Origin of the sequence: Myxococcus sp. MxC21-1 (assembly GCF_032612255.1) — a bacterium.
In the GTDB taxonomy this organism is placed as follows: domain Bacteria; phylum Myxococcota; class Myxococcia; order Myxococcales; family Myxococcaceae; genus Myxococcus; species Myxococcus virescens.
In genome coordinates this window covers 7,145,609-7,168,581 of the sequence record NZ_CP123278.1, presented here as the reverse complement: position 1 = coordinate 7,168,581, position 22,973 = coordinate 7,145,609, and the positions used below count along the sequence as shown (strand labels likewise).

19 protein-coding genes and 3 pseudogenes are annotated in these 22,973 nt (G+C 69.6%); 5 read left to right on the top strand and 17 right to left on the bottom strand.

The window, feature by feature from the left end:
- Positions 1-43: 43 nt before the first annotated feature.
- Together ilvA and QEG98_RS31795 are read right to left on the bottom strand one after the other, a co-directional pair.
- Positions 44-1,261, bottom strand: coding sequence for a threonine ammonia-lyase (gene ilvA, locus QEG98_RS31800; protein ID WP_316563955.1), 1,218 nt, complete (start codon positions 1,259-1,261; stop codon positions 44-46).
- A 114-nt stretch (positions 1,262-1,375) separates the two neighbouring features.
- Complete coding sequence (locus QEG98_RS31795; protein WP_011555824.1) at positions 1,376-2,605, bottom strand: Glu/Leu/Phe/Val family dehydrogenase; 1,230 nt, start codon at positions 2,603-2,605, stop codon at positions 1,376-1,378.
- A gap of 71 nt (positions 2,606-2,676) precedes the next feature.
- Here QEG98_RS31795 and QEG98_RS31790 point away from each other — a divergent pair.
- Positions 2,677-2,859 (top strand): annotated as a pseudogene (locus tag QEG98_RS31790) (helix-turn-helix domain-containing protein); the annotation flags it as partial.
- On the opposite strand, the gene QEG98_RS31785 reads toward QEG98_RS31790, so the two are convergent.
- Positions 2,850-3,032 carry a hypothetical protein gene (locus QEG98_RS31785; protein WP_316563954.1) on the bottom strand — a complete coding sequence of 61 codons (183 nt, stop codon included), beginning with the start codon at positions 3,030-3,032 and terminating at the stop codon, positions 2,850-2,852. The pseudogene QEG98_RS31790 and the gene QEG98_RS31785 overlap by 10 nt on opposite strands.
- A gap of 160 nt (positions 3,033-3,192) precedes the next feature.
- Positions 3,193-5,617: pseudogene (locus tag QEG98_RS31780) on the bottom strand (DEAD/DEAH box helicase).
- A 68-nt stretch (positions 5,618-5,685) separates the two neighbouring features.
- Between QEG98_RS31780 and QEG98_RS31775 the strand changes: the two are divergent.
- Both QEG98_RS31775 and QEG98_RS31770 read left to right on the top strand, forming a co-directional pair.
- Positions 5,686-6,792 carry an RNA polymerase factor sigma-32 gene (locus QEG98_RS31775; protein WP_316563953.1) on the top strand — a complete coding sequence of 369 codons (1,107 nt, stop codon included), beginning with the start codon at positions 5,686-5,688 and terminating at the stop codon, positions 6,790-6,792.
- 90 nt (positions 6,793-6,882) lie between these two features.
- Entirely contained in the window at positions 6,883-7,434 is a 552-nt protein-coding gene (locus QEG98_RS31770) for a hypothetical protein (protein WP_090490411.1), read from the top strand.
- A 21-nt stretch (positions 7,435-7,455) separates the two neighbouring features.
- Here the strand turns inward: QEG98_RS31770 and QEG98_RS31765 are convergent, their stop codons facing one another.
- The 4 genes from QEG98_RS31765 to QEG98_RS31750 all read right to left on the bottom strand — a co-directional run bounded on the left by QEG98_RS31765 (position 7,456) and on the right by QEG98_RS31750 (position 11,557).
- Positions 7,456-9,024 (bottom strand): beta-ketoacyl synthase N-terminal-like domain-containing protein, encoded by a 1,569-nt coding sequence (locus QEG98_RS31765; protein ID WP_316563952.1) that lies wholly within the window; start codon positions 9,022-9,024, stop codon positions 7,456-7,458.
- Positions 9,025-9,043: 19 nt separating this feature from the next.
- Positions 9,044-10,477 (bottom strand): hypothetical protein, encoded by a 1,434-nt coding sequence (locus tag QEG98_RS31760; protein ID WP_316563951.1) that lies wholly within the window; start codon positions 10,475-10,477, stop codon positions 9,044-9,046.
- Between the two features lie 79 nt (positions 10,478-10,556).
- Positions 10,557-11,261: a hypothetical protein gene (locus QEG98_RS31755; RefSeq protein WP_090490408.1), complete on the bottom strand. Its 705-nt coding sequence runs from the start codon at positions 11,259-11,261 to the stop codon at positions 10,557-10,559.
- A 32-nt stretch (positions 11,262-11,293) separates the two neighbouring features.
- Positions 11,294-11,557, bottom strand: a complete 264-nt coding sequence (locus tag QEG98_RS31750) for a molecular chaperone DnaJ (RefSeq protein WP_316563950.1) — start codon at positions 11,555-11,557, stop codon at positions 11,294-11,296.
- A gap of 57 nt (positions 11,558-11,614) precedes the next feature.
- On the opposite strand from QEG98_RS31750, the gene QEG98_RS31745 reads away from it, so the two are divergent.
- Both QEG98_RS31745 and QEG98_RS31740 read left to right on the top strand, forming a co-directional pair.
- Positions 11,615-12,373: a DUF4159 domain-containing protein gene (locus tag QEG98_RS31745; RefSeq protein ID WP_141591482.1), complete on the top strand. Its 759-nt coding sequence runs from the start codon at positions 11,615-11,617 to the stop codon at positions 12,371-12,373.
- A gap of 27 nt (positions 12,374-12,400) precedes the next feature.
- Positions 12,401-14,679, top strand: a pseudogene (locus tag QEG98_RS31740) (glutamine amidotransferase).
- A 55-nt stretch (positions 14,680-14,734) separates the two neighbouring features.
- Here the strand turns inward: QEG98_RS31740 and QEG98_RS31735 are convergent.
- From QEG98_RS31735 to acs, 9 genes are all read right to left on the bottom strand, one after another.
- A complete protein-coding gene (locus QEG98_RS31735; protein WP_090490404.1) occupies positions 14,735-15,289 on the bottom strand; it encodes a superoxide dismutase family protein in 555 nt (184 codons plus the stop codon).
- A gap of 115 nt (positions 15,290-15,404) precedes the next feature.
- Positions 15,405-15,752, bottom strand: a complete 348-nt coding sequence (locus tag QEG98_RS31730; protein WP_316563949.1) for a hypothetical protein — start codon at positions 15,750-15,752, stop codon at positions 15,405-15,407.
- 40 nt (positions 15,753-15,792) lie between these two features.
- On the bottom strand, positions 15,793-16,086 hold the full coding sequence (locus tag QEG98_RS31725) for a hypothetical protein (RefSeq protein WP_316563948.1): 294 nt from the start codon (positions 16,084-16,086) through the stop codon (positions 15,793-15,795).
- Positions 16,087-16,115: 29 nt separating this feature from the next.
- Positions 16,116-16,970: a class I SAM-dependent DNA methyltransferase gene (locus QEG98_RS31720; RefSeq protein ID WP_316563947.1), complete on the bottom strand. Its 855-nt coding sequence runs from the start codon at positions 16,968-16,970 to the stop codon at positions 16,116-16,118.
- Positions 16,971-17,317: 347 nt separating this feature from the next.
- Positions 17,318-18,031 carry an MBL fold metallo-hydrolase gene (locus QEG98_RS31715; protein WP_316563946.1) on the bottom strand — a complete coding sequence of 238 codons (714 nt, stop codon included), beginning with the start codon at positions 18,029-18,031 and terminating at the stop codon, positions 17,318-17,320.
- Positions 18,032-18,180: 149 nt separating this feature from the next.
- Complete coding sequence (locus QEG98_RS31710; protein ID WP_316563945.1) at positions 18,181-19,008, bottom strand: ion transporter; 828 nt, start codon at positions 19,006-19,008, stop codon at positions 18,181-18,183.
- A 43-nt stretch (positions 19,009-19,051) separates the two neighbouring features.
- Positions 19,052-20,686: a sodium:solute symporter family transporter gene (locus tag QEG98_RS31705; protein WP_316563944.1), complete on the bottom strand. Its 1,635-nt coding sequence runs from the start codon at positions 20,684-20,686 to the stop codon at positions 19,052-19,054.
- A gap of 7 nt (positions 20,687-20,693) precedes the next feature.
- Positions 20,694-20,978 (bottom strand): DUF485 domain-containing protein, encoded by a 285-nt coding sequence (locus QEG98_RS31700; protein ID WP_011555808.1) that lies wholly within the window; start codon positions 20,976-20,978, stop codon positions 20,694-20,696.
- A 16-nt stretch (positions 20,979-20,994) separates the two neighbouring features.
- A complete protein-coding gene (acs, locus tag QEG98_RS31695) occupies positions 20,995-22,959 on the bottom strand; it encodes an acetate--CoA ligase (protein WP_316563943.1) in 1,965 nt (654 codons plus the stop codon).
- Positions 22,960-22,973 lie beyond the last annotated feature (14 nt).

Below are 22,973 nucleotides of genomic sequence, written 5' to 3'. Positions count from 1 at the left end.
GACACGGGCGCACGGGCGCAAGGCCCTGCCCCCGCATGGGGTGTTACTTGCGGGCCACCTGCCAGCCCAGCCGGTGGAGCGCGCGCTCCAGCTCCTCGATTTGCGCGGGCCCGGTGGTCTCCAGCGTCACCTCCACCATGGCCTCGCCCAGGCCCGCCTTGGAGAAGGCGCGCTCGTGGTGGATCTCCACGACATTGGCGCGCAGGTCGGCCACTTGCGTGGTGAGCTTCGCCAGCATTCCGGGCCGGTCCGGCAGCCGGACCTCCAACTGCACCAGGCGGCCGGCCTTCACCAGACCGCGCTCGATGATGCGGCTGATGACGTTCATGTCGATGTTGCCACCGCTCAAGATGATGGCGGTGCGCCGGCCCCTCGCCGCGGGAACGTCACCGCTGAGCAGCGCCGCCAGACCCACCGCGCCGGCGCCCTCCACCACGCTCTTCTCCTGCTCCAGGAGGGTGAGGATGGCGGCGGCGATCTCCTCCTCGTCCACGGCCACCACCTCGTCCACGTACTTCTGCACCATGGGGAAGGTGAGGTCGCCCACGCGCTTGACGGCGATGCCGTCCGCGATGGTGGTGCCCGCGGCGGCCAGCAGCACGCGCTCGCCCGCCTCCACTGATGCCTTCATGCTGGCGATGGTCTCCGCCTGCACACCCACCACGCGGATGTCGGGGCGCGTCTCCTTCAGCGCGCACGCGATGCCGGAGATGAGCCCGCCGCCGCCAATGGGGACGAGCACCACCTCCAGGTCGGGGCACTGCTCCAGCAGCTCCAGGCCGATGGTGCCCTGGCCGGCGATGACGTGTGGGTCATTGAAGGGGTGGATGAAGGCGCGGTCCTCCGCCTTCTGGATGCGCAGCGCCTCCGCGTAGGCCTCGTCGTAGTTTGTGCCCTTGAGCACCACGCGCGCGCCGTAGTCGTCCCGCGTGCGCGACACCTTGATGAGCGGGGTGCGCTCCGGCATGACGATGGTGGCGCTCACGCCCAGCCGACGCGCGTGGTACGCCACTCCCTGCGCGTGGTTTCCGGCGGACGCGGCGATGACGCCCCGGCGCCGCTCGTCCTCGGTCAGCGTCAGCAGCTTGTTGAGGGCGCCGCGCTCCTTGAAGGCCCCGGTGCGCTGGAGGTTCTCCAGCTTGAAGAACACCGCGGCGCACTCCGTCCGCTCCGTGTAGTAGTCCGACTGCGGGCACGGCGTGGGGCGGATGGCCGAGCGAAGGCGCTCGCGCGCGGCCTGGATGTCTTCGAGGGTGACCATGGGCGCGCCTCTATCGGAAGCGAGCCCCGGGCGGAAGAGACACGAGGAAGGAGCGCGCTCCGCCGGCTGCCTGCCGCGCCGCGCTACGTCCAACGCGTGACACGGCGGGCCGCGTCAGATGCCGCGCAGCACGGTGGCCTTGCCCACCCGGCCAATCGCCAGGATGTATGCGGCCGTCCGCATGGAGACCTTTCGGGAGCGCGCCACCTGCGCCACGCGCTCGTAGGCCTCCTTCATGGACTTCTCCAGCTCCGCGTTGACGCGGTCCTCCTCCCACGACAGGTGCTGGAGGTTCTGCACCCACTCGAAGTAGCTCACCGTCACGCCGCCGGCGCTAGCGAGCACGTCCGGCACCACGAAGATGCCGCGCTTCTCGAAGATTTCGTCGGCCTCCGGCTGGGTGGGGCCGTTGGCGCCTTCGATGATGAGCTTGGCGCGCACCGCGTGGGCATTCTCCCGGGTGAGCACGTGGCCCAGCGCCGCGGGGATGAGAACCTCACAGTCCGCGCCCAGCACGTCATCGTTGCTGCACGAAGCACCCCCGCTGAAGCCCGTCACCGTGCCGGTGCGCTTCACGTGCTCGAAGAGGGAGGGGATGTCCAGGCCCTGCGGGTTGCGAACGCCGCCCAGCGCGTCCGCCACGGCCACCACCACGCCACCGTCCTCCCAGAGGAGCTGTGCGGTGTGGCCGCCCACGTTGCCGAAGCCTTGGAGCGCGAAGCGCGTGCCCTTCACCGGCAGGCCCAAATCACGCAGGATTTCACGCGCCACGTAGAGCAGCCCGCGGCCGGTGGCGGCCTCGCGGCCCTTGGAGCCGTAGAGCTCCAGGGGCTTGCCCGTCACCACCGCGGGGGAGTGGCCGTGGTAGCGCGAATACTGGTCCATGATCCACGCCATCACCTGGGGGTTGGTGTTGACGTCGGGGGCGGGGATGTCGCGCGTGGGGCCGATGACGTCCTGCACCTGGTCCACGTACTTCCGGGTGAGGCGCTCCAGCTCCTTGATGCTCAGCTGGGACGGGTCGCAGGCGATGCCGCCCTTGGCGCCGCCATAGGGGACATTCACCACGGCCGTCTTCCACGTCATCAGCGAGGCGAGCGACGCGCACTCGTCCTGGTCCAGCATCGGGTGGTAGCGCAGGCCGCCCTTCATGGGGCCGCGGCTGTTGTCGTGCTGAATCCGGTAGCCGAGGAAGGTGCGAATCTCTCCGGAGTCCATCTCGATGGAGACCTGGACCTTCACCTCGCGCAGGGGCGTGGCGAGCAGCGTTTCGATGGGGGTGCCTACGTCCATGATCCGCGCGGCTTTGCGGAAGTAGTAGTTGGTACCCTCGACGGCGCTCATGTGTCGGCAAGCTCCTGGATGGCGGCGCGCGAGACCTTAACAGAAGGGGTGCGCTACCATAGGAAACTGCCATGCCGCCCGAACCGCCGGACGCTTCCACCGTGAGTGGACACCTCCAGGGACTGGCCCGGCGCATCCGGACACTGCGGGAGCGGCGGGGACTCACCCAGGAGGACTTCGCCGCCCGCTGCGGCATCTCCGTGTCCTTCGCGTCCCTGCTGGAGCGAGGCGAGCGCAGCCCCAGCTACGAGACGCTGCTCCAGGTGGCCGCCGCGCTCCAGCTCCCGCTGTGGGAACTCTTGCGGCTGGAGGACACGCAGGACGCGGGTGTCCACCGGCTGGAGGCCTTCGTCCAGGGGCGCGGCCTGTCCCGCGTGGACGTGGACCGGTTGCTGTCGGTGGCGGAGGTGATGTTCAACGAGCCCACGCGGGCAACGGAGGACCTCCAGGCCGTCCGGCCGGAGCCCGCCCGCTGCGGCGAGCCCGGCTGTGAGAAGCCCGTGCTCGCCCGGGGCTGTGCGCCGCCCATTACCACCGCGAGCGGCGCCGGAAGGCCGCCAGTCCAGGGACTGGCGGCACCTGAGGGACTACTTCCGCTTGGCCTGCTCCACCTTGAGCGTGCGCTCGCCGTGGGGCTTTCCGTGCGTGGCTTCGAAGGCCGCCACGTCCTCGTCGGCGACGAAGACATACGCGTAGGTGGGGCGCAGGTCCGTGCGCAGCACCTTGCCGGCCGGAGCGCCCGCGGCCTCCAGCGCGGCGGCGACGCCCGCCTCGTCCAGCCCGTCCTGCTTGCCCAGACCCACCCACAGGCGCGTCTGGCCGGGAACCTCCGGCAGGGCCTCCGTGCGGGGACGGCGCTCCGGGCGTGCGCCCCGCGGACGGTGACGCTCCACCTTCAGCGCCTTCTCGCCGTGGGGCTTGCCGTTGACGGCCTCGAAGCCGGGCGCGTCCTCCTCGGCCACGTAGGCGTAGCCGTAGGTGGGGCGCAGCAGGGTGCGCAGCACCTTGCCGGCGGGAGCACCCGCGGCCTCCAGCGCGGCGGGCAGCTTCGCCTCGTCCATGCCGTCGTCCATGCCCAGGTTGATCCACAGCTTCGCCTCGCCGGGGCCCGCGTCCGGGGACGGGGGCGGGCGGGGCGTGGCGTCACGCTCCGTGCGCGGCTTGCTCTTCTCCACGCGCAGCGTCTTGGTGCCGTGCTGCTTGCCGTTGATGGTCTCGAAGGCGGCGGCGTCCTCCTCCGCCACGAAGACATAGGCGAAGGTGGGGCGCAGCTCGGCGCGCACGACCTTGCCCACCGGGGCGCCCGCGTCTTCCAGCGCCGTGGCGATGCTGCCCGGCCCCAGGCCATCCGCGGTCCCCAGGTTCACCCACAGCTTCGCCTCGCCCGGACCGGCCTCCAGCGCCGCCGCGCCGCGGCCACTCACCGCCGCGCTCGCGCCGCGCGTCGTCACGGCGGGGCCGGCGCTCGCGCTCGCGCTCGGAGGACTCGCCGCGCTTCTCGCGCCGGTCGTCGCGCTCCCGGTCGCGGCGCTCGCCACGCTCCTTCCGCTCGCCGCGCTCGCGCCGGCCGCCCTCGCGGCTCTCGAACTTGCGCTCTTGCGGAGGCTCACGCCCTTCCGCCGCCATCGCCGCGGCGGCCTTCTCCATGCGCAGGTGGCTGAAGAAGTACTTCAGCAGGAAGGCGATGAGGTCGTCGGCGTCCGCGCGGGGCTTGAGCTGCGCGGCCAGCGGCAGGAAGCCCTCGAAGACGGAGCCGCCCGTGGCCTCCTGGATTTCGCGCACGTGGCGCTCCGTCCACAGGCGCATGGCCTCTTCCGGGGCCGGCATCTCGCGCTTGTCGAACTTGATGCCGTACTTCTTCTCCAGCGAGGTGTACGTGGCCAGCTCGCGCCCGGAGAAGAGGTTGATGGCGGTGCCCTTGTTGCCGATGCGGCCGGTGCGGCCCACGCGGTGCAGGTACACCGCCGGGTCCTCCGGCAGCGAGTAGTTGATGACGTACTCCAGGCCGGAGATGTCGATGCCGCGCGCCGCGATGTCCGTGGCGACCATGAAGGCCACCTCGCCGCGCTTCACCTTGCCCATGACCCGCTCGCGCTCCTTCTGCGGCAGGTCGCCATTGAGCAGCTCCGCGTCGAAGCCGTTGCGGTTGAGCACCGCCGTCACCAGCGCCGTGTCATCCCGCGTGTTGCAGAAGATGATGGCGTTCTGCGGCTCCTCCTTCTCCAGCACGTAGATGAGGTTGCGCGGCTTGGGGAAGGCGTCCGACACGTCGTAGCGGATGTGGTGGATGTGCTCCACCGTGAAGACGTCGCCCGACAGCAGCAGCGTCTCCGCGTTCGTCGTGTAGCGCGCGATGAGGTTCTGGATGTCCGTGGGGACGGTGGCGCTGAAGAGCAGCACCTGGCGCGTCTTGGGAAGACGGTCGAGGATGCGCGTGACTTCCTCGTAGAAGCCCTGGTTCAGCATCTCATCCGCTTCATCCAGGACGGCGTGGTCACACGCGTCGAGCTTCAGGTTGCCGCGGTTGATGTGGTCGAACACGCGTCCCGGCGTGCCGACGATGATGGGGGTGCCTTCCTCCAGCGCGTCCTCCTGCTGCTTCATGGAGGCGCCGCCGTAGATGGCCGCGACTTTCAGGCCCTTGTGCTTGGCGAGCATCTTCAGCTCGTCCGCCACCTGGAGGGCCAGCTCGCGGGTGGGGCAGAGGATGAGCGCTCGGACGCGGCGCTCGTCGGCGGGAATCTTCTCGAGCAGGGGCAGGCCGAACGCGGCCGTCTTGCCGGTGCCCGTCTTGCTGCGAACGATGAGGTCTTTTCCCTCCATGGCGGGCCGGAAGGCGCGGGCCTGGACAGGGGTGGGGTTGGTATAACCGCGCTCCGCCAGGGCGAGGCGGATGGGCTCTGACAGGTTCATGTCGTCGAAGCCGATGTCCGCGATGTACTCGGCGGGACGTGTCGGGGCTTCGTCAGGCGCCGGACTCCCCGGCGCGTTTGGCTCTTGGATGTCGCTCATCAGGCATGGGCATAGCCCCTGCATTACCCTGTGGCAACAATCGCGGCACTTTGCTGTATGGAGCCCCCATGGCGAATGGGAGGAAAAGAACCAAAGGTACGTCCCCCCGACCCCGCGTGAAACGGCCGGCCTCGCCCGGGGCTGGCGACATCGTGGACGCCGAGGTGGAGGGAGCGGAGGTCGAGGCTCAAACGGACCCGGATTCACTGGAGCCGGACGCGGCGGAGCTGGCGGAGGTCGAACCGGAGGCCGAGCTGGACACCCCCGTGGTGCCCCCCCGGGCGCTCGTCCGCTCGGCGGAGACGGGTCTCACGCCCAGGGACCCCCTCCAGGCCTACATGGCCGAGGTGCAGCGCCATCCGCTCCTGACGCGAGAGGAAGAGCTCCAGCTGGCCCGGCACTACAAGGAATCCGGGGATGTGAACGCCGCCTACCGGCTGGTGGCGTCCAACCTGCGCCTGGTCGTCAAGCTGGCCCACGAGTACCACCGCAACCCGCTGTCCCTGCTGGACCTGGTCCAGGAGGGCAACATCGGGTTGATGCAGGCGGTGAAGAAGTACGACCCCGAGCGCGGCGTGAAGCTGAGCAGCTACGCCGCCTGGTGGATTCGCGCGTACATCCTCCGCTACATCATGGATAACTGGAAGATGGTGAAGCTGGGGACCACCGAGGCCCAGCGGAAGCTCTTCTTCAAGCTGCGCCAGGAGCAGGAGAAGCTCGTCGCCCAGGGCTTCGAGGCCAGCCCCAAGCTGCTCGCCGAGCGGTTGAACGTCACCGAGCAGGACGTGGTAGAGATGGACCAGCGGCTGGGGCACGACGAGATGTCCATCGACGCGCCCCTGGGCAATGACGACGACTCGCGGACCACCCGGGCGGACCGCTACCTGCCGTCCAACACGATGCCGGCGGACGAGCGCCTGGGCGCCGAGCAGCTCAAGGCTCTCTTCCGGGAGAAGCTGGCCGAGTTCGCCCGGACGCTGGAGGGCAAGGAGCGCTTCATCTTCGAGAGCCGCCTCGTCTCCGACGAGCCCCTGACGCTTCAGGACATCGGCGACAAGTACGGCGTCAGCCGGGAGCGGGCCCGGCAAATCGAGGCGGCCCTCATCAACCGGATGCGTGACTTCATGCGTGAACACATCCCGGACTTCGACCTGGTGGCCAGTCCCAAGGCCTGACGGCGGGGAGGGGGCGAGGCAGCCGGCTGGGCACTGGCGATATGCTGGGGGGCGCCCGGCCGTTCTCCTCGCACCCTCAGGAGCCCCCTCATGCACCGCTCCACCCGCCTCGCGGGAGTCTGTCTCGTCGTCGCCACGTTGCTGACGCTGACGGGTTGTTCCAGCTCGCTGCGCAAGAACTACGTGCGCGACAAGGCGGCCAACCACGTCTACCGCCAGGAACTGGCGCAGCTGTGGCCCCACGTCCAGGAGGTGCTGCGGGGCCACGGCTACTCCTGGAAGGAGATGCCGGGCCGCTACGTCCTGGAGACGGAGTGGCTGGACTCCGGCGGCGGCAGCCTGGGCCCCGGCACGGCGTCTCGCTTCCTGGTGCAGGGCATCGTGCTCACCGGCGGCGGCACGGCCCTGCGGGTGATGCGCGGAGACCGCGTCACCCAGTCCATTGGCGTCGGTTACGTGGACAAGGAAATCAAGACGGACGAGGACTACGCCCAGGCCGTCCACGACAGCCAGGCCAGCGGCGTCCTGCCCACCCGGCAGAACTACTTCCGGGACCTGGAAATCGAGCTGGAGATTCTCCGCCGCAGTGACCCGGAGGCGGCCGCGCGCTTCGACGCGGACGCGCTTGCCGCACACCCCTGAGTCCCGCGGTGGACCCCGCCCCTACTTCGACCAGGGGCGGGAGATGACGCAGGCGTTGATGCCGCCCACGCCCATGGACAGCTTGCCCGCGCAGCCCGCGGGCGCCTCGACGGCTTCGTCGAAGACGAAGCGGCCGTGCACGTGGGAAATCTGCTTGTTGAGCTCCGCTTCCTTCAGCGGCGTGGGGAACACCTTGCCCTGGCCGTAGCCCAGGTACTGCGCCGTCAGCTCCCAGCCGCCGCCGGCGGACATGCCGTGGCCGAAGGTGCCCTTGCGTGCCGTAATCAGCACCTGCTCGGGCAGCACGTCGCGCAGGTTCTGGACCTCCAGGTAGTCACCCGGGGTGGCGGTGGCGTGCAGGTCCCAGCTGCCCACGTCCTCCGGGGCGCAGCCGGCCGCGGCCAGGGCCTCGCGGATGGCCAGCGTGGGGCCTTCCTTGGACGGGGTGATGATGTGGTCGGCGTCCGCGGTGACGCCCACCGCGATGGGCTCCATGCCCAGCGGCTTGAAGCCCTTGGCCGTGAAGTGCTCCAAGTCACCCAGCACCCACACCACCGAGCCGCCCGCGATGTGCGTACCGCGCAGCGCGGTGAGGGGCTTGGAGATGGCGGCGTCCGCGGAGATGACGCGGGCGTTGTAGAAGCCGCCCACCGTGAGCGGCATCGGCGGCGGGTCCGTCATGCCCATGACGACGGCCTTCGCCTGGCCCAGTTGAATCGCGTTGATGGCCAGCCGCAGGCCGTAGCCGAACGACGAGCACGCGGCCACCGGGGCGAACGTCATGCCGGTGATGCGGCCCATCATCGAAATCTGCGAGGCCGGCGTGTTGTGGATGTTCCACAGCACGTTGGAGGACACGGCGTTCCACGGCGGCTCCGGCGACATCCACTTCTTCTGGAGCCGGGCGTTGCGCGTGCGCTTCTCCTTGATGACGGCCAGCTTGGCGGACTCCACGTCGCCATCCTCGGGCACGCCAATGGCTTCGATTTCGCGCAGCTCGTCCAGGTACTCGCGCAGCTCCGGCGAGCGGCCCGCCCAGAAGTGCCACCACGCGTCCTCGGCCTCGTCGCGCGTGGCCTCGTCCACCGTGGACGGCTCCGGCGGAAGGCCGGGCAGTGGCTCCTGCGTCTCACGCCACTTCCGCAGGGCGCCGTTGCGCTCCGGCGCGGACCAGAAGCGGTCCCACCGGCGCTGCGCGCGGTACAGGTCCAGGGAGATGGAGCGGATGGTGGGCAGGTCGCCCAGGCCGGTGCCCACGTAGACGTGCGCGCGGGGCCCCAGCGCCTGCAGCTCCTGCTCCAGGCCCGGGTTCTGCGCCAGGGACTGGATGAAGGCGCCAATGGCGAACTGGGTCGGCTGGCCCATCTTCCGCTCGAGCTGCGAGAAGCGGCTGCCCGGGAAGCGCGCGTCAATCCACGGCTTGTAGTCGGCCAGGTCGAACTCCGGCATGCCGACGAGGAAGTTGTCGGGGCCGAAGCCGTTGAAGGGGGACAGCCAGCTTTCGGACGACGAGAGGTTGCGCTCGAACGCCTCGATGTTCCTGGACCGGGGGGCGACCACGCCCCAGCCGAAGATGCCTACTCTGCGCACGTGTGATTGTCCTTCGCCGCTAGGGGGCGAGCGGCTGAATCTTCAAGTTGTCGAAGTGAACCCGGTTCTTCCAACCGGAGAAGCCGAAGTACTGATTGCGTGGGCCCTCCAGCGGGACGGGGTCCTTGAGCGTCAGGTAGGGCTGGCCATCCAGCTCCCACGCCAGGGTGCCGCCGTTGCGGGTAATCTTGATGTGGTGGCGCTTGCCGGGCACCACCGCGGCGCCGTCGCGCACCGCCCGGTCATTCGCGTGCTCGTTCTGCCGGGCGATGGCGGACTGGGTGTTGCGCCAGCCACCGAAGATGATGACGTACCCGGTGGCGGTGTACTGCAGCCGCAGGTCGCCCGCGTAGAACGAGCGCCCGTCGCCCCACACCTCCACCTTGATGTCGCCCTCCGGGTTGTCCGTCCAGGCGTCGAATTCGATGGTGGCGTTGGTGGGGATGGGCTGCTTCAGCCACACCGGCCGGTTGTGCATCAGCTCCACCACCAGCGCCCCGTCCACCAGCTTCACCGCGGAGGGGTTGGTGGCGTTCCACGCGTCACCCAGCGTGTCGCGGTTGAAGTCATCCGCGTAGGGGCCGGGGGGCGGCGTGGGCGCGCGCGGCGCCGCCGTGAAGGGCAGCCGGTCCGGCGTGTCCACCCGCAGGTTGTCGTAGAAAATCTGGGACTCGAAGCCGGACAGGCCCAGCCGGTCCTGCCCGGGGCCCTTGAGCGGGAAGGGGTCGTCCAGCTCCAGCATCAGCTCGCCGTCGACGAACCAGCGCAGCAGCGAGCCCCGGCGCTCGATGCGCCAGTGATACGTGCGGCCCGCCTGCACCGGCTGGCCTCGCAGCTCCACCCGGACCTTGGTGTTCTCCTTGAAGAAGCCGCTGGCCTTCAGGTCCACGTTCTCCTTGCCTCCGCGAGCGGCGCGGCGCCGGAGGGCGTCCAGGGAGGGCGCGTTCATGTCGCGCCGGCCGATGACGGACATGGCGTTGTTCCAGCCGCCCTGCACCAGCACGTACCCGGAGGCCGGGTCCACGCCGTTGCCGAAGAGCTCCACCCGGATGTCACCGGCGGGCTGCTCCGAGCGTACGTCGAATTCCACGGCGACGTCATCCGGCAGCGGGGCCTGCAGCCACAGCGGGTTGTTCTTCACGCCGGGGGCGAGCAGCTCGCCCTGCAGCACGCGCCAGTAGCCACCCGCGGAGAAGAAGTCGCGCTCCACCACGCCCGGGTCGGAGAAGTCCTGCGTGTAGGGCAGCTTCGCCGTCACCTCCGCCTGGCCGCGCAGCAGCGCGTAGTGGATGAGCGGGAACTGGATGACGAGGATGAGGCCGACGAGCACGGCCCACCCCTTGCGAGTCAGTCCCGCCGGCTTCACCCACGCGGTGCTCGCGGGAGGCTCCTGCCGGGGAGCGGGCTCCGTGGGGGACTCGTGCTGCTTCTCCTGACGCCTGGCCTGACCCATCAATCCTTCCGGGGGGAAAGGCGGCGGAATCTACGCCCCGGGCAGGGGGACGTAAAGCACGGTCACCAGTCTCTGGGGGCTACTTGACCCCCCACCGTTTTTCGAGCGCATGTTGCTCCGCCTGCCGCACCTTGAGCCGCTCACGCTCCGCGCGAAGCTTGTCCGCCTCCTCGGGAGAGGGCCGGACGGCGAGCTGGTACACCGCGCCGGCCACGGCGAAGAGGCCCGCGGCGATGATGACGCCCCAGGGCTTGCTGGCCACCGCCTGCACCACGCCGCCCACCTGGTGGAGCGCCGCGAGCGCGCCGATGACGAACATCCACGCACCCACCGCGGAGGCCACCAGCACGGCCACCGGGCGTTGCAGCATCGCGCCCACCAGCCCGCCGATGATGAAGCCCGGCGCGAAGCCCAGCAGGAAGTCCTGCTGCCCGGCGATCTGCCCGGCCAGCAGCCCCAGCGGCACCCCCACGCCCAGGAAGGTGATGGCCGTGGGGAGCAGGAAACCCAGCGCCATCAGCACCGCGGCGGCGATGGTGGCCATCTTCGCCACGTCCGGCAGGCCCAGCTTCATGACGAGCACGGGCGTCCACAGCAGGCCCAGCACCGCGCCGATGGGGCCCGCGAGCACGCGGAACAGCTTCCCCCCACCGGCGACGAGCAACGTCACGCCAGCGACACAGCACACGATGCCGGCCCACATGGGCAGCATCCGGTAGACGGCCACCCAGCCGGTGGGATTGAACGTCTGGTAAGCCCCGAGGGCCTGGAGGAGGCCTTCCATGGCAGATTCTCCTTGATGCGGTCCGCCGAAGCTTACGCGTATCGGACGATTGCGAGTACGAGCAGGAGCACGAAGACGGTGGCGGCGAGCAGGGCGAAGCCGTACAGGGCGCGCGGGGTGGTGGTGCGCCGCAGCAACTCCTCCGCCTCCGCGCGGTCCTCGGCGGACGGGCTGCCCGCGAGGATTCGCTCGGCGTCGCACCGCGCCCCCGCCACGTCGCCCGCCTCCTTCCGGGCCCAGGCGGCATGTGCCTCCGCCGAGCCGGGCGCCGGGGGCGTCTGTCCGCCTTTCGCCATGATGCCGTTCTATACCGGGGAATGCGCATACCCGTCGACGGTATATAGGTACGCCCTATGTCCGCGCGGCGTCTGACCCGTCGAAACCTCCTGCTCGGCACCGCCGCGCTCGCCCCACTGCTGGCGCGGCGGGCGCATGCCTTCGGTGAGAAGAACCGCTTCATCCCCGCCGTGGCCCGTCACAAGGGGCGCTGGGATACACGGCTGTCCGGGCTGCGCCGCATCGCCTGGGAGCTCCAGCGCCGCACCTCCGTGGAAGTCGTGCCGGACGCGCGCCCGTTTCCGCTCAGTTCACCGGACCTCTTCGAATACCCGTTCCTCTACTTCGGCGGCGAGGGAGAGTTTCCCCCGCTGGAGGATGCGGAGGTGGCCAACCTGCGCCGCTACCTGACGTACGGCGGCTTCATGCTCGCGGACGCCAACGACGCCAGCGACGGGGCCGGCTTCGATGCGTCCTTCCGCCGGGAGATGGCGCGGGTGCTGCCGCAGAGCCCGCTGGCCGAGGTGCCGTCGAAGCACGTGGTGTTCAAGTCCTTCTTCCTGCTGGACGCGGCGCCCGGGCGGGTGCTCAACAAGCCTCAGTTGATGGGCTGCAACCTGGGCAAGCGCGCCGCGGTGCTGTACTCGCAGAACGACCTGGCCGGGGCGTGGAGCCGCAACGAGTCGGGTGACTACGAGTTCGACGTCTCGCCGGGTGGCGAGCCCCAGCGCGAGCTGGCGGTACGGCTGGGCATCAACGTGTGCATGTATGCCCTCTGCCTGGACTACAAGGACGATGCCGTCCACCTGCCGCTCATCCTCAACAAGCGGCGCTGAAGCCCCGGCCCTCCGCCGAAAGCCTGGATGAATTCCCCCACGTTCAACGCCTGGAAGCTCGTCACCCTCTCGCCATTGCCACCGTGGGCGCTGGTCCTGCTCGCCTTGGGGTTGGTGCTGGGCGTGGTGCTGGCCGCCTGGGGCGTGCGCCGGGAGCCCTCGCGCGGGCGCCGGGTCCTGCTCTGGGCCCTGCGGGTCGGCGCCGGCGTGGCCGCGCTCTTCTTCCTGCTGGAGCCCGGCATCCGTCACCTGCAGGTGGCGCGCATGAAGAACCGCGTCGCGGTGCTGGTGGACCGCTCCGCGTCCATGAGCTTCCCCGCGGAGGTGGGCGGACGCTCTCGCTCCGAGGAAGTGGCCGCGTTCCTGGAACGGGCCGCGCCGCGCCTGGCGGAGCTGCAGGACCGCTTCACGGTGGAGCTGTACGGCTTCGACCCGGAGCTGGCGCCGGCGACGCCGGAGACGCTGATGACGCCCGCGCGCGCGGGCACCACGGACCTGCTCTCGGCGGTGCGCGCCGCGGCGGGGGCGGGGCAGGGCTCGCGCAAGCTGTCCGGGGTGCTGCTGTTCAGCGACGGCGCGGACAACACCGAGCTCAAGGCGGGCGTGGTGGGCCGGGCGCGCGCGGCGCTGGCGGACCTGAACGTCCCCGTCTCCACCTTCACCGTGGGGCAGGAGACGCTGAAGGACGTCGCCGTGGAGGGGCTGAAGGTGGATGACTTCGCCTTCGTGCGCAACTCGCTCACCGTGGAGGTGGAGATTCACGGCCGCGGCTTCGCGGGGCAGGACATCCCCGTGGTGCTGAGTCAGGAAGGCAAGACGGTCGCCAGCAAGGTGGTGCGGATGGAGTCCGCGGACGACGTGAAGCCCGTGGCCTTCACCTTCACCCCGGACCAGACGGGGCGCTTCGTCTACACGGTGACGGTGCCCACCTTCCCCGGCGAGGCCGTGGCGGACAACAACACGCGCTCCTTCACGCTGAAGGTGATTCGGGACCGCGTGCGCGTGCTGCTGGTGGTGGGACGGCCCTCCTGGGACGAGCGCTACCTGCGTGGCCTCTTGCGCCAGGACGCCAACGTGGATCTGGTGTCCTTCTACATCCTGCGCACGCTGTCGGACGACCCGGGCGTGGTGAACGACCAGCGCGAGCTGTCCCTCATCCCGTTCCCCATGGAGGAGATTTTCGACACGAAGCTGGACACCTTCGACGTCGTCATCTTCCAGAACTTCGGGCACTCGGACCCGTCGCTCTCCATCGCCGAGTACGAGCGCAACCTGGAGCGCTACGTCCACAACGGCGGCGCCTTCGTGATGATTGGCGGCGACAGTGTGCTGGGCGAAGGCCGCGCCACCATGCCCACGCTGATGGAGGCGCTGCCCGTGGCGGCCGCGGGCCCCGCCAACCTGGACGCCTTCAAGGCGCGCCTGACGCCCGAGGGCCTGCGCCACCCGGTGACGGGCATTGGCATGGGCGCCGCCAGCACGGAGGCCGCGTGGGCGGAGCTGCCGCCCATCCCTGGCGCCAACCTGACGCAGGCGCGTCCGGGGGCCACGGTGCTGCTGGACCACCCGCACCTGACGGTGGGCGGGAAGAACGCGCCGCTGGTGGCCGTGTGGGACTACGGCCGGGGCCGCTCGCTGGTGATGGCCACGGACGCCTCCTGGTACTGGGCCTTCGCGGCGCACAAGCACGGCTCGCCCAGCCGCGCGTATGACCGCTTCTGGGGCAACGCGCTGCGGTGGCTGGTGAGGGACCCGGACCTGACGACGCTGAAGGTGACGGCGGACCCGCCGTCCGTGGAGCCGGGCCGGCCCGTGGGCGTCGTGGTGCAGGCGCGGATGGCGGACTACCAGCCAGCGCAGGACGCGCAGGTGCGGGTGGAGCTCTTCTCCGTCGCCACGCAGAAGCCGGTGGCGGTGCAGACGGGCACCACGGGGACGGACGGCGTGGTGCGGCTGGAGTTCGAGCCCCCGCGCCCGGGCCTTACAAGCTGCTGGCCTCCGCGAAGAAGGGCGAGACGGACCTGGGCAAGGGCGAGGACGCGGTGGCCGTGCGCGCCGTGGGGCCCGAGCTGTCGGACGCGTCCGTGCGGCCGGAGTTGATGGCGCAGATTGCGAAGGAGACGGGCGGCAAGTCCTACACGCTGCCGCTGGACGGCCTTCCGGATGTGCCGCTGCTGGACCCGCCGGTGGTGGAGGTGGGCCGCGCCAGGGACCAGCCGCTGTGGGACCGCTGGTACTACCTGGTGGCGCTCATCGCGCTGCTGGGCGCGGAGTGGTTCGCCCGCCGGCGCTTCGGCTACGTGTGACAGCGGCCTCTCCCAGTGCGAGGGAGAGGCCCGGTTGCTTCCCGCGTGGGGTGGACTAGGTCTTCTCCACCACGCCGCAGGCGATGCGGCCGCCCGCGTCGCCCGTCGGGTCGGTGTGGTAGTCGTCCTCCTTGGCGTGCACCACCATCGCGGAGCCGTCCTTGTCGAACAGCGACTTCACGGTGAGGCCGTTCTGCGAAAAAATGTCGAACTGCACCGTGCCGTCCTGGGCCACGTAGAGGTTGGGCAGGTCGCCGTGGTGCTTGCCCTTGGGCGCCAGCAGGCCGTGGGCCTTCTTGCTGGGGTTGAAGTGGCCGCCCGCCGTGGTGAAGGCGGGCCCCTCGCACTTGCCCACCTCATGGATGTGGAAGGCGTGCTGGCCCGGCGGCAGGTTGCTCAGCTTGCCCTTGATGAGGATGCCTTGCTTGGTCTGCTCGAGGGTGATTTCGCCTACGTCCTTGCCCTCGGAGTCCTTCACCTGGGCCTTGGCCGTCTGGCCCTTGGGCGGCGTCTTCTTGTCCGCTGGCGGCGGCGTGCCCGCGCCCTCCTGAGCCAGTGCGGGGAGGGCGGCGGTCAGTGCGGCGGCGGTGAGCAGGGCTCGAATCTTCATGAGTGTGTCTTCCTCCTGGGGTCGTGCGCTACGGAGCGAAGGTGGACACTAGCGGTTGCTCGTGCCCGCCGCAGGGGAAAGCAAGCGGGCATCCGAGCCATCTGCTCTGTAGCGCTCACTCCTCCGCGAGGGGCACGGGCACGACGCGGGAGGCACCGAAGGCGGGCGCCCAGATGCCTTGGACTTCCGCCCCGTTGAGGAAGCGGACCAGGGCCTGGAAGGCGGGCAGGGGGCCGCCCAGGCGTTCGGCCCATGCCAGGCCCCGGGGAGAGAGGTTGGGCACCAGCGGGCCCAGTTCGTCCCGTGTCTTCACGGACCGGGTGAGGCCCAGGCCCTCGTCGCGCAGGCGCTGTGGCACGTAGAGCGGGGCGAAGCGCGCGTGGCGGTGGTCATGCACGCAGCCTTCGTCTTCCAGCAGCGCGGCCGACAAGGGCAGCTCTCGCACGTTGAAGAGCAGCTTCACCGCGCCCAGGTGCGGGTCATAAGGGCCGCGCAGCCGGTGGTCACCGCGGGGACGAGCCGCCGGTCCAGGTAGCAGTAGGCGCGGGCCTCGGGGGCACGCTGCCGCGGTGGCGCGCGCCGCCGTAGCGATAGAAGGGCCGTATGTAGCTGGCGTCCACCTCCAGCGGCGGACCGGCCTTCAATGCGCGCAGCTTGGGCAGCAGCTCTTCGGGCAGGCCGTGGGCCTTCGCGAACTCGGGCAGGGCTTCTTCGGGCGTGGCCGCGAAGTCCTTCACGCGGGTGAGGAGCCGCTCCGGGTCCGCGTCCACCAGCAGCTCGTCGAAGCGTGTCTTCACGCCGGGGAGGCTGACGGGGACGAGCCGCGTCAGGGGCTCTCCACGCTCTCGCCAGCGGGCATCCAGGGCGGAGGCCTCGGGCGCGGTGGGGGCGAGCCGCCACTCGGGGGCTCGGGGGTGAAGTGTTGTCCGATGCCGCGCCGCTCGAAGCGCGGGGCGGGGTGAGGGCCCGGGAGGGAGCTCCACACGGTGATGCAGGTCCGCACCTGGGTGCCCGCGAAGGCGCCGGGGCCCAGGTCCACCACCTCGCGCAGGGAGAGTGTCTCCAGCAGCGACTGGCGCAGCGGCGCGTACATGAAGGCGTCGAGGAAGCTCGCGGGGATGATGAACGCGAGCGCGCCGGGACGGGTGGCCAGCCGGTGCGCGGCCACCAGGAGGAAGAAGGCGAAGTCGTCTCGCAGGCTGGTGCCAGGCATCAGCGCCAGTGGGAGCAGGGCGCGCAGCCGCGCATAGGTGCCCGGGTCCTTCAGCACGGAGGAGGTGCCGTTGTAGGGCGGGTTGCCCACCCACAGCTCCTGGTGGTCCGGCGGAGTGGTGGCGAGCAGGGGCTCCAGTCCGTCTCGCAGCGCGTCTCCCGCGTGCACGGTGGCCTCGGGCACGCGGGCCTGGCAGAGGCGGGCGACCTCGGGGTCCAGCTCGAGGCCGCAGAGCCGGACGCCGGGCCGCAGCCGCGAAGCGGCGGTGAGGAAGGCGCCCGCGCCGCACGAGGGGTCGACAACGGTGAGGGGGCCTCCGCCCACGTGCTGGAGCGCGAGCGCGAGGGTGCGTTCCGCCAGCGGTGCGGGCGTGAAGAAAGCACCCACGGCCTTACGGTCCAGGCTGGGGAATTGAAGGACGAGCTTCTCCTCATCCACTTCCAGCGGCCTATGCGCGGTGCGAGGCATGGAACCGCATCCTACCCAGCGTGGTGCGGAGTGAACGTCGGGGGCCTGCTTTCTGGCGGATGTTTCATCGAGTTGTGCGTTTGGCATCAACAGACCTGCCCTGGAGTCGCAGGCCTGTGTGATGTCTGGGTGGGGCTCGCTGCCGTGTTGTGACAGGTTGGCCCAGGAACGTGACAGGTGCGCCAAGATTCCCAGAGGCTCGCGAGTCGATGTCGTGGCGTGCGTGCGCGGGCTCCGGGCCGGATGGGCAGCTTGCTGTTCGGAAATGTCGGGGGTTTTCGCGCCACAAATGTCCCGACATTTCCGAACAGCAAGCCTTGAGCCGGTGCCGCCCCCCTCCCTGTACCTCAATGTGTGAGGCTGCCTTGCGCGCGGACCGGTGCCGTCAGCCCACAAGCGCGGTTGGCGGGAACCGCCACGTCGATGAGCTTGGGCTTCGGCAGGCCCAGGTCGTTCATGAGCTGGATGAAGCCGTCGCGGCTCCGGCCGGCCACGCGCGGGTTGTGTCGCTTCTCCTCGCCGATGGTCGTCACCGTCAGCCCTTTGTAGTCATGGGCCGGGTACACGAGCGTCTCATCGGGAAGCGCGAACAGCACCCGGGTGATGGAATCATACAGGGTGCCGGCGTTCCCATTCTGGAAGTCTGTCCTGCCATTGCCACGGATGAGCAGGGCATCCCCGGTGAAGACACGGTCTCCCAACAGATAGCTCACGCTGTCATCCGTGTGGCCCGGCGTCGCGAGCACCTGGAGCGTGAAGGTCCCGGCGCGCAGCGTGTCGCCATGCTTCACGTGGGGGTCAGCGCAGGGTGCCCCGGCGATACCACCCACCACCTTGGCGCCCGTGCGAGCCCGAAGCAGGCCGGACGCAGTGACATGGTCCGCGTGCACGTGCGTGTCGAGCACATGGGTGAGGGAGAGGCCAAGCTCCTGCAGCAGCGTGAGGTCCCGCTCGAGCTTCTCCGCGACGGGGTCGATGAGGAGTGCCGTTCCTCGCTCCTCGTCCCCAAGCAGATAGGTGTACGTCGACGACGTCGTGTCGAAGAGCTGGCGGAAGAGCATGGTTGCCTCCAGGGCATCGAGAGCCAGGGCTCCGTCGATAAGCTTCACCCTGTGAGGGGCATTGGCTGGAAACGGACGTCCGTTCCGCCTCCGTCCGGCCCAGGAAGCGCCCGGCCGCCGGTACGGGGGGCGATGCGAGCGCTCGCGACCTAGAGCCCGTGACCGCAGTGCTTGCAGAAATGCGCATCCAAGTCATGCCCCTGCTGGCCACAGGCGGGGCACGCCCGGTTGTCCACCGCGTGCCGCGTGGCGGCGGCCAGCTCCACGGAGACGATGCCCGTGGGCACCGCGATGATGCCGTAGCCCATCACCATCAGAATGGAGGCGATGAACTGCCCCGGCACTGTCTTGGGCGTGATGTCGCCAAAGCCCACCGTCGTCACGGTGACGATGGCCCAGTACATGGCGCGGGGGATGCTGTCGAAGCCGTTCTCCCGGCCCTCCACCACGTACATCAGCGCGCCCATGATGACGACGATGGTCAGCACCGTGCCCAGGAAGACGGTGATTTTCGGGCGGCTGGCGCGCAGCGCGGTGAGCAGCACCTCCGCCTGTCCGAGCAAGTGCGTCAGCTTGAGCACGCGGAAGACGCGCAGCAGCCGCAGCACCCGAATCACCAGCAGGGATTGCGCCCCGGGGAGAATCACGCTCAGGAAGGTGGGCAGGAGCGCCAGCAGGTCCACCAGCCCGAAGAAGCTGCGGGCGTAACGCAGCGGTTTGCTGACGGAGAAGAGCCGGAGCAGGTACTCCAGGGTGAACAGGCCCGTGAAGAACCACTCGACGCCGAGCAGCACGCTCCCGTAACTGGCCCGCACGGAGGCGACGCTCTCCAGCATCACCGCAATGATGCTGAAGAGGATGGCCCACAGGAGGCCGACGTCGAATGCCCTGCCCGCGGGCGTCTCCGCCTCGAAGATGATTTCGTGCAGCCGACCGCGGAGGCCCTCGGTGGGGCCCTGCTCTGAGGCGTTGGACACGGGCCCAGTGTAGGCGACCCGTGCCCCAGGGGAATGCCCGTCCTCAGGCCTTGGCCTCGCTGCCCGTGGCGGCGGGGAGGGGCGGCCCATCCGCGGGCTTCGATGCCACGGCGGCCACCGAGGGGACCGGCTGGGGCACCCCCACGTGCATCCGGTGCTTCACCTCGGCGAAGCGGGCGGCGGACTCGTGCTCGGGGAATAGCAGCGACACCGCCGCGCCCACGATGAAGGCCAGGGGAATGGTGATGACGCCCGGGTTGCGCAGGGGGAACAGCGCGGACGTGTTGCCCAGGAGGTCCACCTGCACCGTGGGGGACAGGAAGATGAAGAGCACCGAGCTGATGGCGCCCGTCAGCATGCTGGCCACCGCGCCATTCGTGGTGAACTTCTTCCAGGCCATGGACAGGAGCAGCGCCGGGAAGTTGGCGCTCGCCGCGATGGCGAAGGCCAGCCCCACCATGAAGGCCACGTTCTGCCCCTTGAAGGCCACGCCCAGGATGATGGCCAGGACGCCCAGGAAGAGGCTGGCCAGCCGGGCCACCTTGAGCTGCTCCGCCTCGGGGGCCTGGCCCTTGCGCACCACGCTGGACCACAAGTCGTGGGACAGCGCCGCCGCGCCGGACAGCGTCAGGCCGGCCACCACCGCTAGAATCGTCGCGAAGGCGACGGCGGAGATGAAGCCCAGGAAGCCCGTACCACCCACGACTTCGGCGAGCATGGGCGCCGCCATGTTGCCGCCCTTGTCCACGCCGGTAATCGCCTGACGGCCCACCAGCACGGACGCGCCGAAGCCCAGGATGAACGTCACCAGGTAGAAGTAGCCGATGAGCCCCGTGGCGTAGAAGACGCTGCTGCGCGCCGCCTTCGCGTCCGGCACCGTGTAGAAGCGCATCAGGATGTGCGGCAGGCCCGCGGTGCCGAACATCAGCGCCACGCCCAGAGAGATGGCCTCCAGCGGGTTGTTCACCAGCTTCCCAGGTGCCAGCACCTCAGCGCCGTATTGGGTGGCGGCCTCGTTGAAGAGCCGCAGCGGGCTGAAGCCGAACTTGGACAGCACCATGCCCGCGAGCCCCGTGGCGCCCGCCAGCAGCAGCACCGCCTTGACGATCTGCACCCACGTGGTGGCAATCATCCCGCCGAAGAGGACGTAGAGAATCATCACCGCGCCCACGATGACGACCGCCGCCTCGTAGGACAGGCCGAACAGCAGGTGGATGAGGTTGCCGGCGCCCACCATCTGCGCAATCAGGTAGAAGCTGACCACGGTGAGCGTGCCCACCGCCGCGGACAGGCGCACTGGCGTCTGCTTCAGCCGGTAGGCCACCACGTCCGCGAAGGTGTACTTGCCCAGGTTGCGCAGGGGCTCGGCGATGAGGAACGTCACGACCGGCCAGCCCACCAGCCAGCCCACGGAGTAGATGAGCCCGTCGAAGCCGGACGTGGCCACCAGGCCCGCGATGCCCAGGAAGCTGGCGGCGCTCATGTAGTCACCCGCGAGCGCGAAGCCGTTCTGCGCCGCGCTCACGCCGCCGCCCGCGGCGAAGAACTCCGAGGTCGTCTTCGTCTTGCGCGCCGCCCAGTACGTAATCGCCAGGGTGATGCCGACGAAGAGGAGGAAGAACAGGATGGCCGTCGCGTTCGGCTGGCCGAGCTGCGTCGTCGTTTCTGCGGGGTTCATGCCTGCCTCACTTCCCACCGCGGAGTTGGTGCAGGGCGCGGTCGTACTTCCCGTTCGCCCACAGCATGTAGATGCCCGTCAGCGCCCAGGCCGCGACGATGACCAGCGCGCCCAGCAGGATGCCAATGGACAGGCCGGGGACGAGCTGCTGCCCCATGAGCGGCTTGTCGAACGCCACCAGCAGGATGAAGCCCAGGTACGCCACCAGCGTCGTCACGGTGAGCACGCCGGCCACGCGCCAGCGCGCCGCCGCGAGCGCTTCCAGCGCTTCCTCATTCGGATTCGTGGACATGGGATGTCTCCTCCGGTCAGCGCTTCGCCTGTGGGGGTGTGGCCTTCGCGAGCAGTTCGTCGAGCACCGACGGGTCTGCCAGGGTGCTGGCGTCACCCAGGTTCTCCACCTCGCCCGAGGCAATCTTGCGGAGCATGCGGCGCAGAATCTTCCCGGAGCGCGTCTTCGGCAGGCCGTTGACCAGCACCACCCGGTCCGGCGTGGCGATGGGGCCAATGACATGCCGAACCTGCTCCTTGAGCGCGCCCACCATCTGCTCGGAGGCGGACTCCTGCCAGTCCGGCTTCACCGTGACGAACGCGCACACGCCCGTGCCCTTGAGGTCGTGCGGGAAGCCCACCACCGCGGCCTCGGCGACGGCCTCATGGGCCACCAGCGCGCTCTCCACCTCGGCGGTGCCCAGGCGGTGCCCGGAGACGTTGAGCACGTCATCCACGCGGCCGGTAATCCAGTAGTACCCGTCCTCGTCGCGGCGGCACCCGTCACCGGTGAAGTACAGGTTGGGGAAGCGCGCGTAGTACGTCTCCTTGAAGCGCTGGTGGTGGCCGTACAGCGTGCGGGCCTGTCCCGGCCACGAGCGCGCCAGACACAGGTTACCGCTGACGCCGTTGCCTTCGATGACGCGGCCCTCGTCGTCCACCAGCACGGGCTCCACGCCGAAGAAGGGCAGGGTGGCGGAGCCCGGCTTGGTGGGCGTGGCCCCCGGCAGCGGGGCAATCAGGATGCCGCCCGTCTCCGTCTGCCACCACGTGTCCACCACGGGGCAGCGGCCTTCGCCCACGACGTCGTGGTACCAGCGCCACACCTCCGGGTTGATGGGCTCGCCCACGCTGCCCAGGAGGCGCAGCGACTGGCGCGAGGACTTCTTCACCCACGCGTCACCCTCCTTGATGAGCGAGCGCAGCGCGGTGGGCGCGGTGTAGAGGATGGTGGCCTTGAGGTCGTCCACCACGCGCCACAGCCGCCCCGCGTCCGGGTAGGTAGGCGTGGACTCGAACATCACCGTGGTGGTGCCGTTCATCAGCGGCCCGTAGAGGATGTAGCTGTGTCCGGTGACCCAGCCCAGGTCCGCCGCGCAGAAGTAGACGTCCTCCGGCTGGATGTCGAAGACGTAGCGGAACGTGGTGGCCGCGTAGACGAGATAGCCGCCGGTGGTGTGCAGCACGCCCTTGGGCTTCCCCGTGGAGCCGGAGGTGTAGAGGATGAAGAGCGGATCCTCGGAGTCCATCCACTCCGCGGGACAGACGCCGCGGTGCTTCGCCATCTCCGCGTCCAGCCAGTAGTCGCGGCCGGCGAGCATGGGCACTTCCTTGCCCGTGCGGCGCACCACGAGGATGGACTCCACCAGGGACAGGCCCTCCACGGCCTCGTCCGCGATGGCCTTGGTGGGCACGAACTTCGGGCCGCGCGGCCCTTCGTTGGCGGTGATGAGCACCTTGGCGCCGGAGTCGAGAATCCGCTCGCGCAGGGCCTCCGAGGAGAAGCCGGCGAAGACCACGGAGTGCACCGCGCCGATGCGCGCGCACGCGAGCATGGTGTAGGCCAGCTCCGGCACCATGGGCAGGTAGATACAGACGCGGTCGCCCTTGCGCACCCCGTGCGCCTTCAGCACGTTGGCCACGCGGCCCACGTGGTGCTGGAGGTCGCGGTAGGTAATGGATTCGTACTCGCCCGGCTCGTTCTTCGCCCAGATGATGGCGACCTTGCCGGGGCGCTCCGTGGCGTGCCGGTCGATGCAGTTGTAGGCCGCGTTGAGCTTGCCGCCGCCGAACCAGGAGAAGTCCACCTGTTCGGTGTCCAGGTCCATGATGGCGTCTGGCTTGTGGAACCAGGTGAGCTGTTCGGCCATCTCGCTCCAGAAGGCCTCGGGCTGCTGGATGCTGCGCTGGTAGAGGCGCTGGTAGTCCTCCAGGCTCTTCACGTGGGCTTTGCGGCTGAAGGCGTCCTTCGTGGGAATGAGCGCGTCCTGCGTCTGGGCCATCGTTGGCTTCCTTG

Coding starts and splice junctions, on each gene's coding strand:
- QEG98_RS31795 (WP_011555824.1), bottom strand. CDS start 2,605: ATGAGCGCCGTCGAGGGTACCAACTACTACTTCCGCAAAGCCGCGCGG.
- acs (WP_316563943.1), bottom strand. CDS start 22,959: ATGGCCCAGACGCAGGACGCGCTCATTCCCACGAAGGACGCCTTCAGC.
- QEG98_RS31700 (WP_011555808.1), bottom strand. CDS start 20,978: ATGTCCACGAATCCGAATGAGGAAGCGCTGGAAGCGCTCGCGGCGGCG.
- QEG98_RS31760 (WP_316563951.1), bottom strand. CDS start 10,477: ATGGGTCAGGCCAGGCGTCAGGAGAAGCAGCACGAGTCCCCCACGGAG.
- QEG98_RS31775 (WP_316563953.1), top strand. CDS start 5,686: ATGGCGAATGGGAGGAAAAGAACCAAAGGTACGTCCCCCCGACCCCGC.
- QEG98_RS31705 (WP_316563944.1), bottom strand. CDS start 20,686: ATGAACCCCGCAGAAACGACGACGCAGCTCGGCCAGCCGAACGCGACG.
- QEG98_RS31715 (WP_316563946.1), bottom strand. CDS start 18,031: ATGCTCTTCCGCCAGCTCTTCGACACGACGTCGTCGACGTACACCTAT.
- ilvA (WP_316563955.1), bottom strand. CDS start 1,261: ATGGTCACCCTCGAAGACATCCAGGCCGCGCGCGAGCGCCTTCGCTCG.
- QEG98_RS31755 (WP_090490408.1), bottom strand. CDS start 11,261: ATGGAAGGCCTCCTCCAGGCCCTCGGGGCTTACCAGACGTTCAATCCC.
- QEG98_RS31750 (WP_316563950.1), bottom strand. CDS start 11,557: ATGGCGAAAGGCGGACAGACGCCCCCGGCGCCCGGCTCGGCGGAGGCA.
- QEG98_RS31735 (WP_090490404.1), bottom strand. CDS start 15,289: ATGAAGATTCGAGCCCTGCTCACCGCCGCCGCACTGACCGCCGCCCTC.
- QEG98_RS31720 (WP_316563947.1), bottom strand. CDS start 16,970: ATGCCTCGCACCGCGCATAGGCCGCTGGAAGTGGATGAGGAGAAGCTC.
- QEG98_RS31745 (WP_141591482.1), top strand. CDS start 11,615: ATGTCCGCGCGGCGTCTGACCCGTCGAAACCTCCTGCTCGGCACCGCC.
- QEG98_RS31770 (WP_090490411.1), top strand. CDS start 6,883: ATGCACCGCTCCACCCGCCTCGCGGGAGTCTGTCTCGTCGTCGCCACG.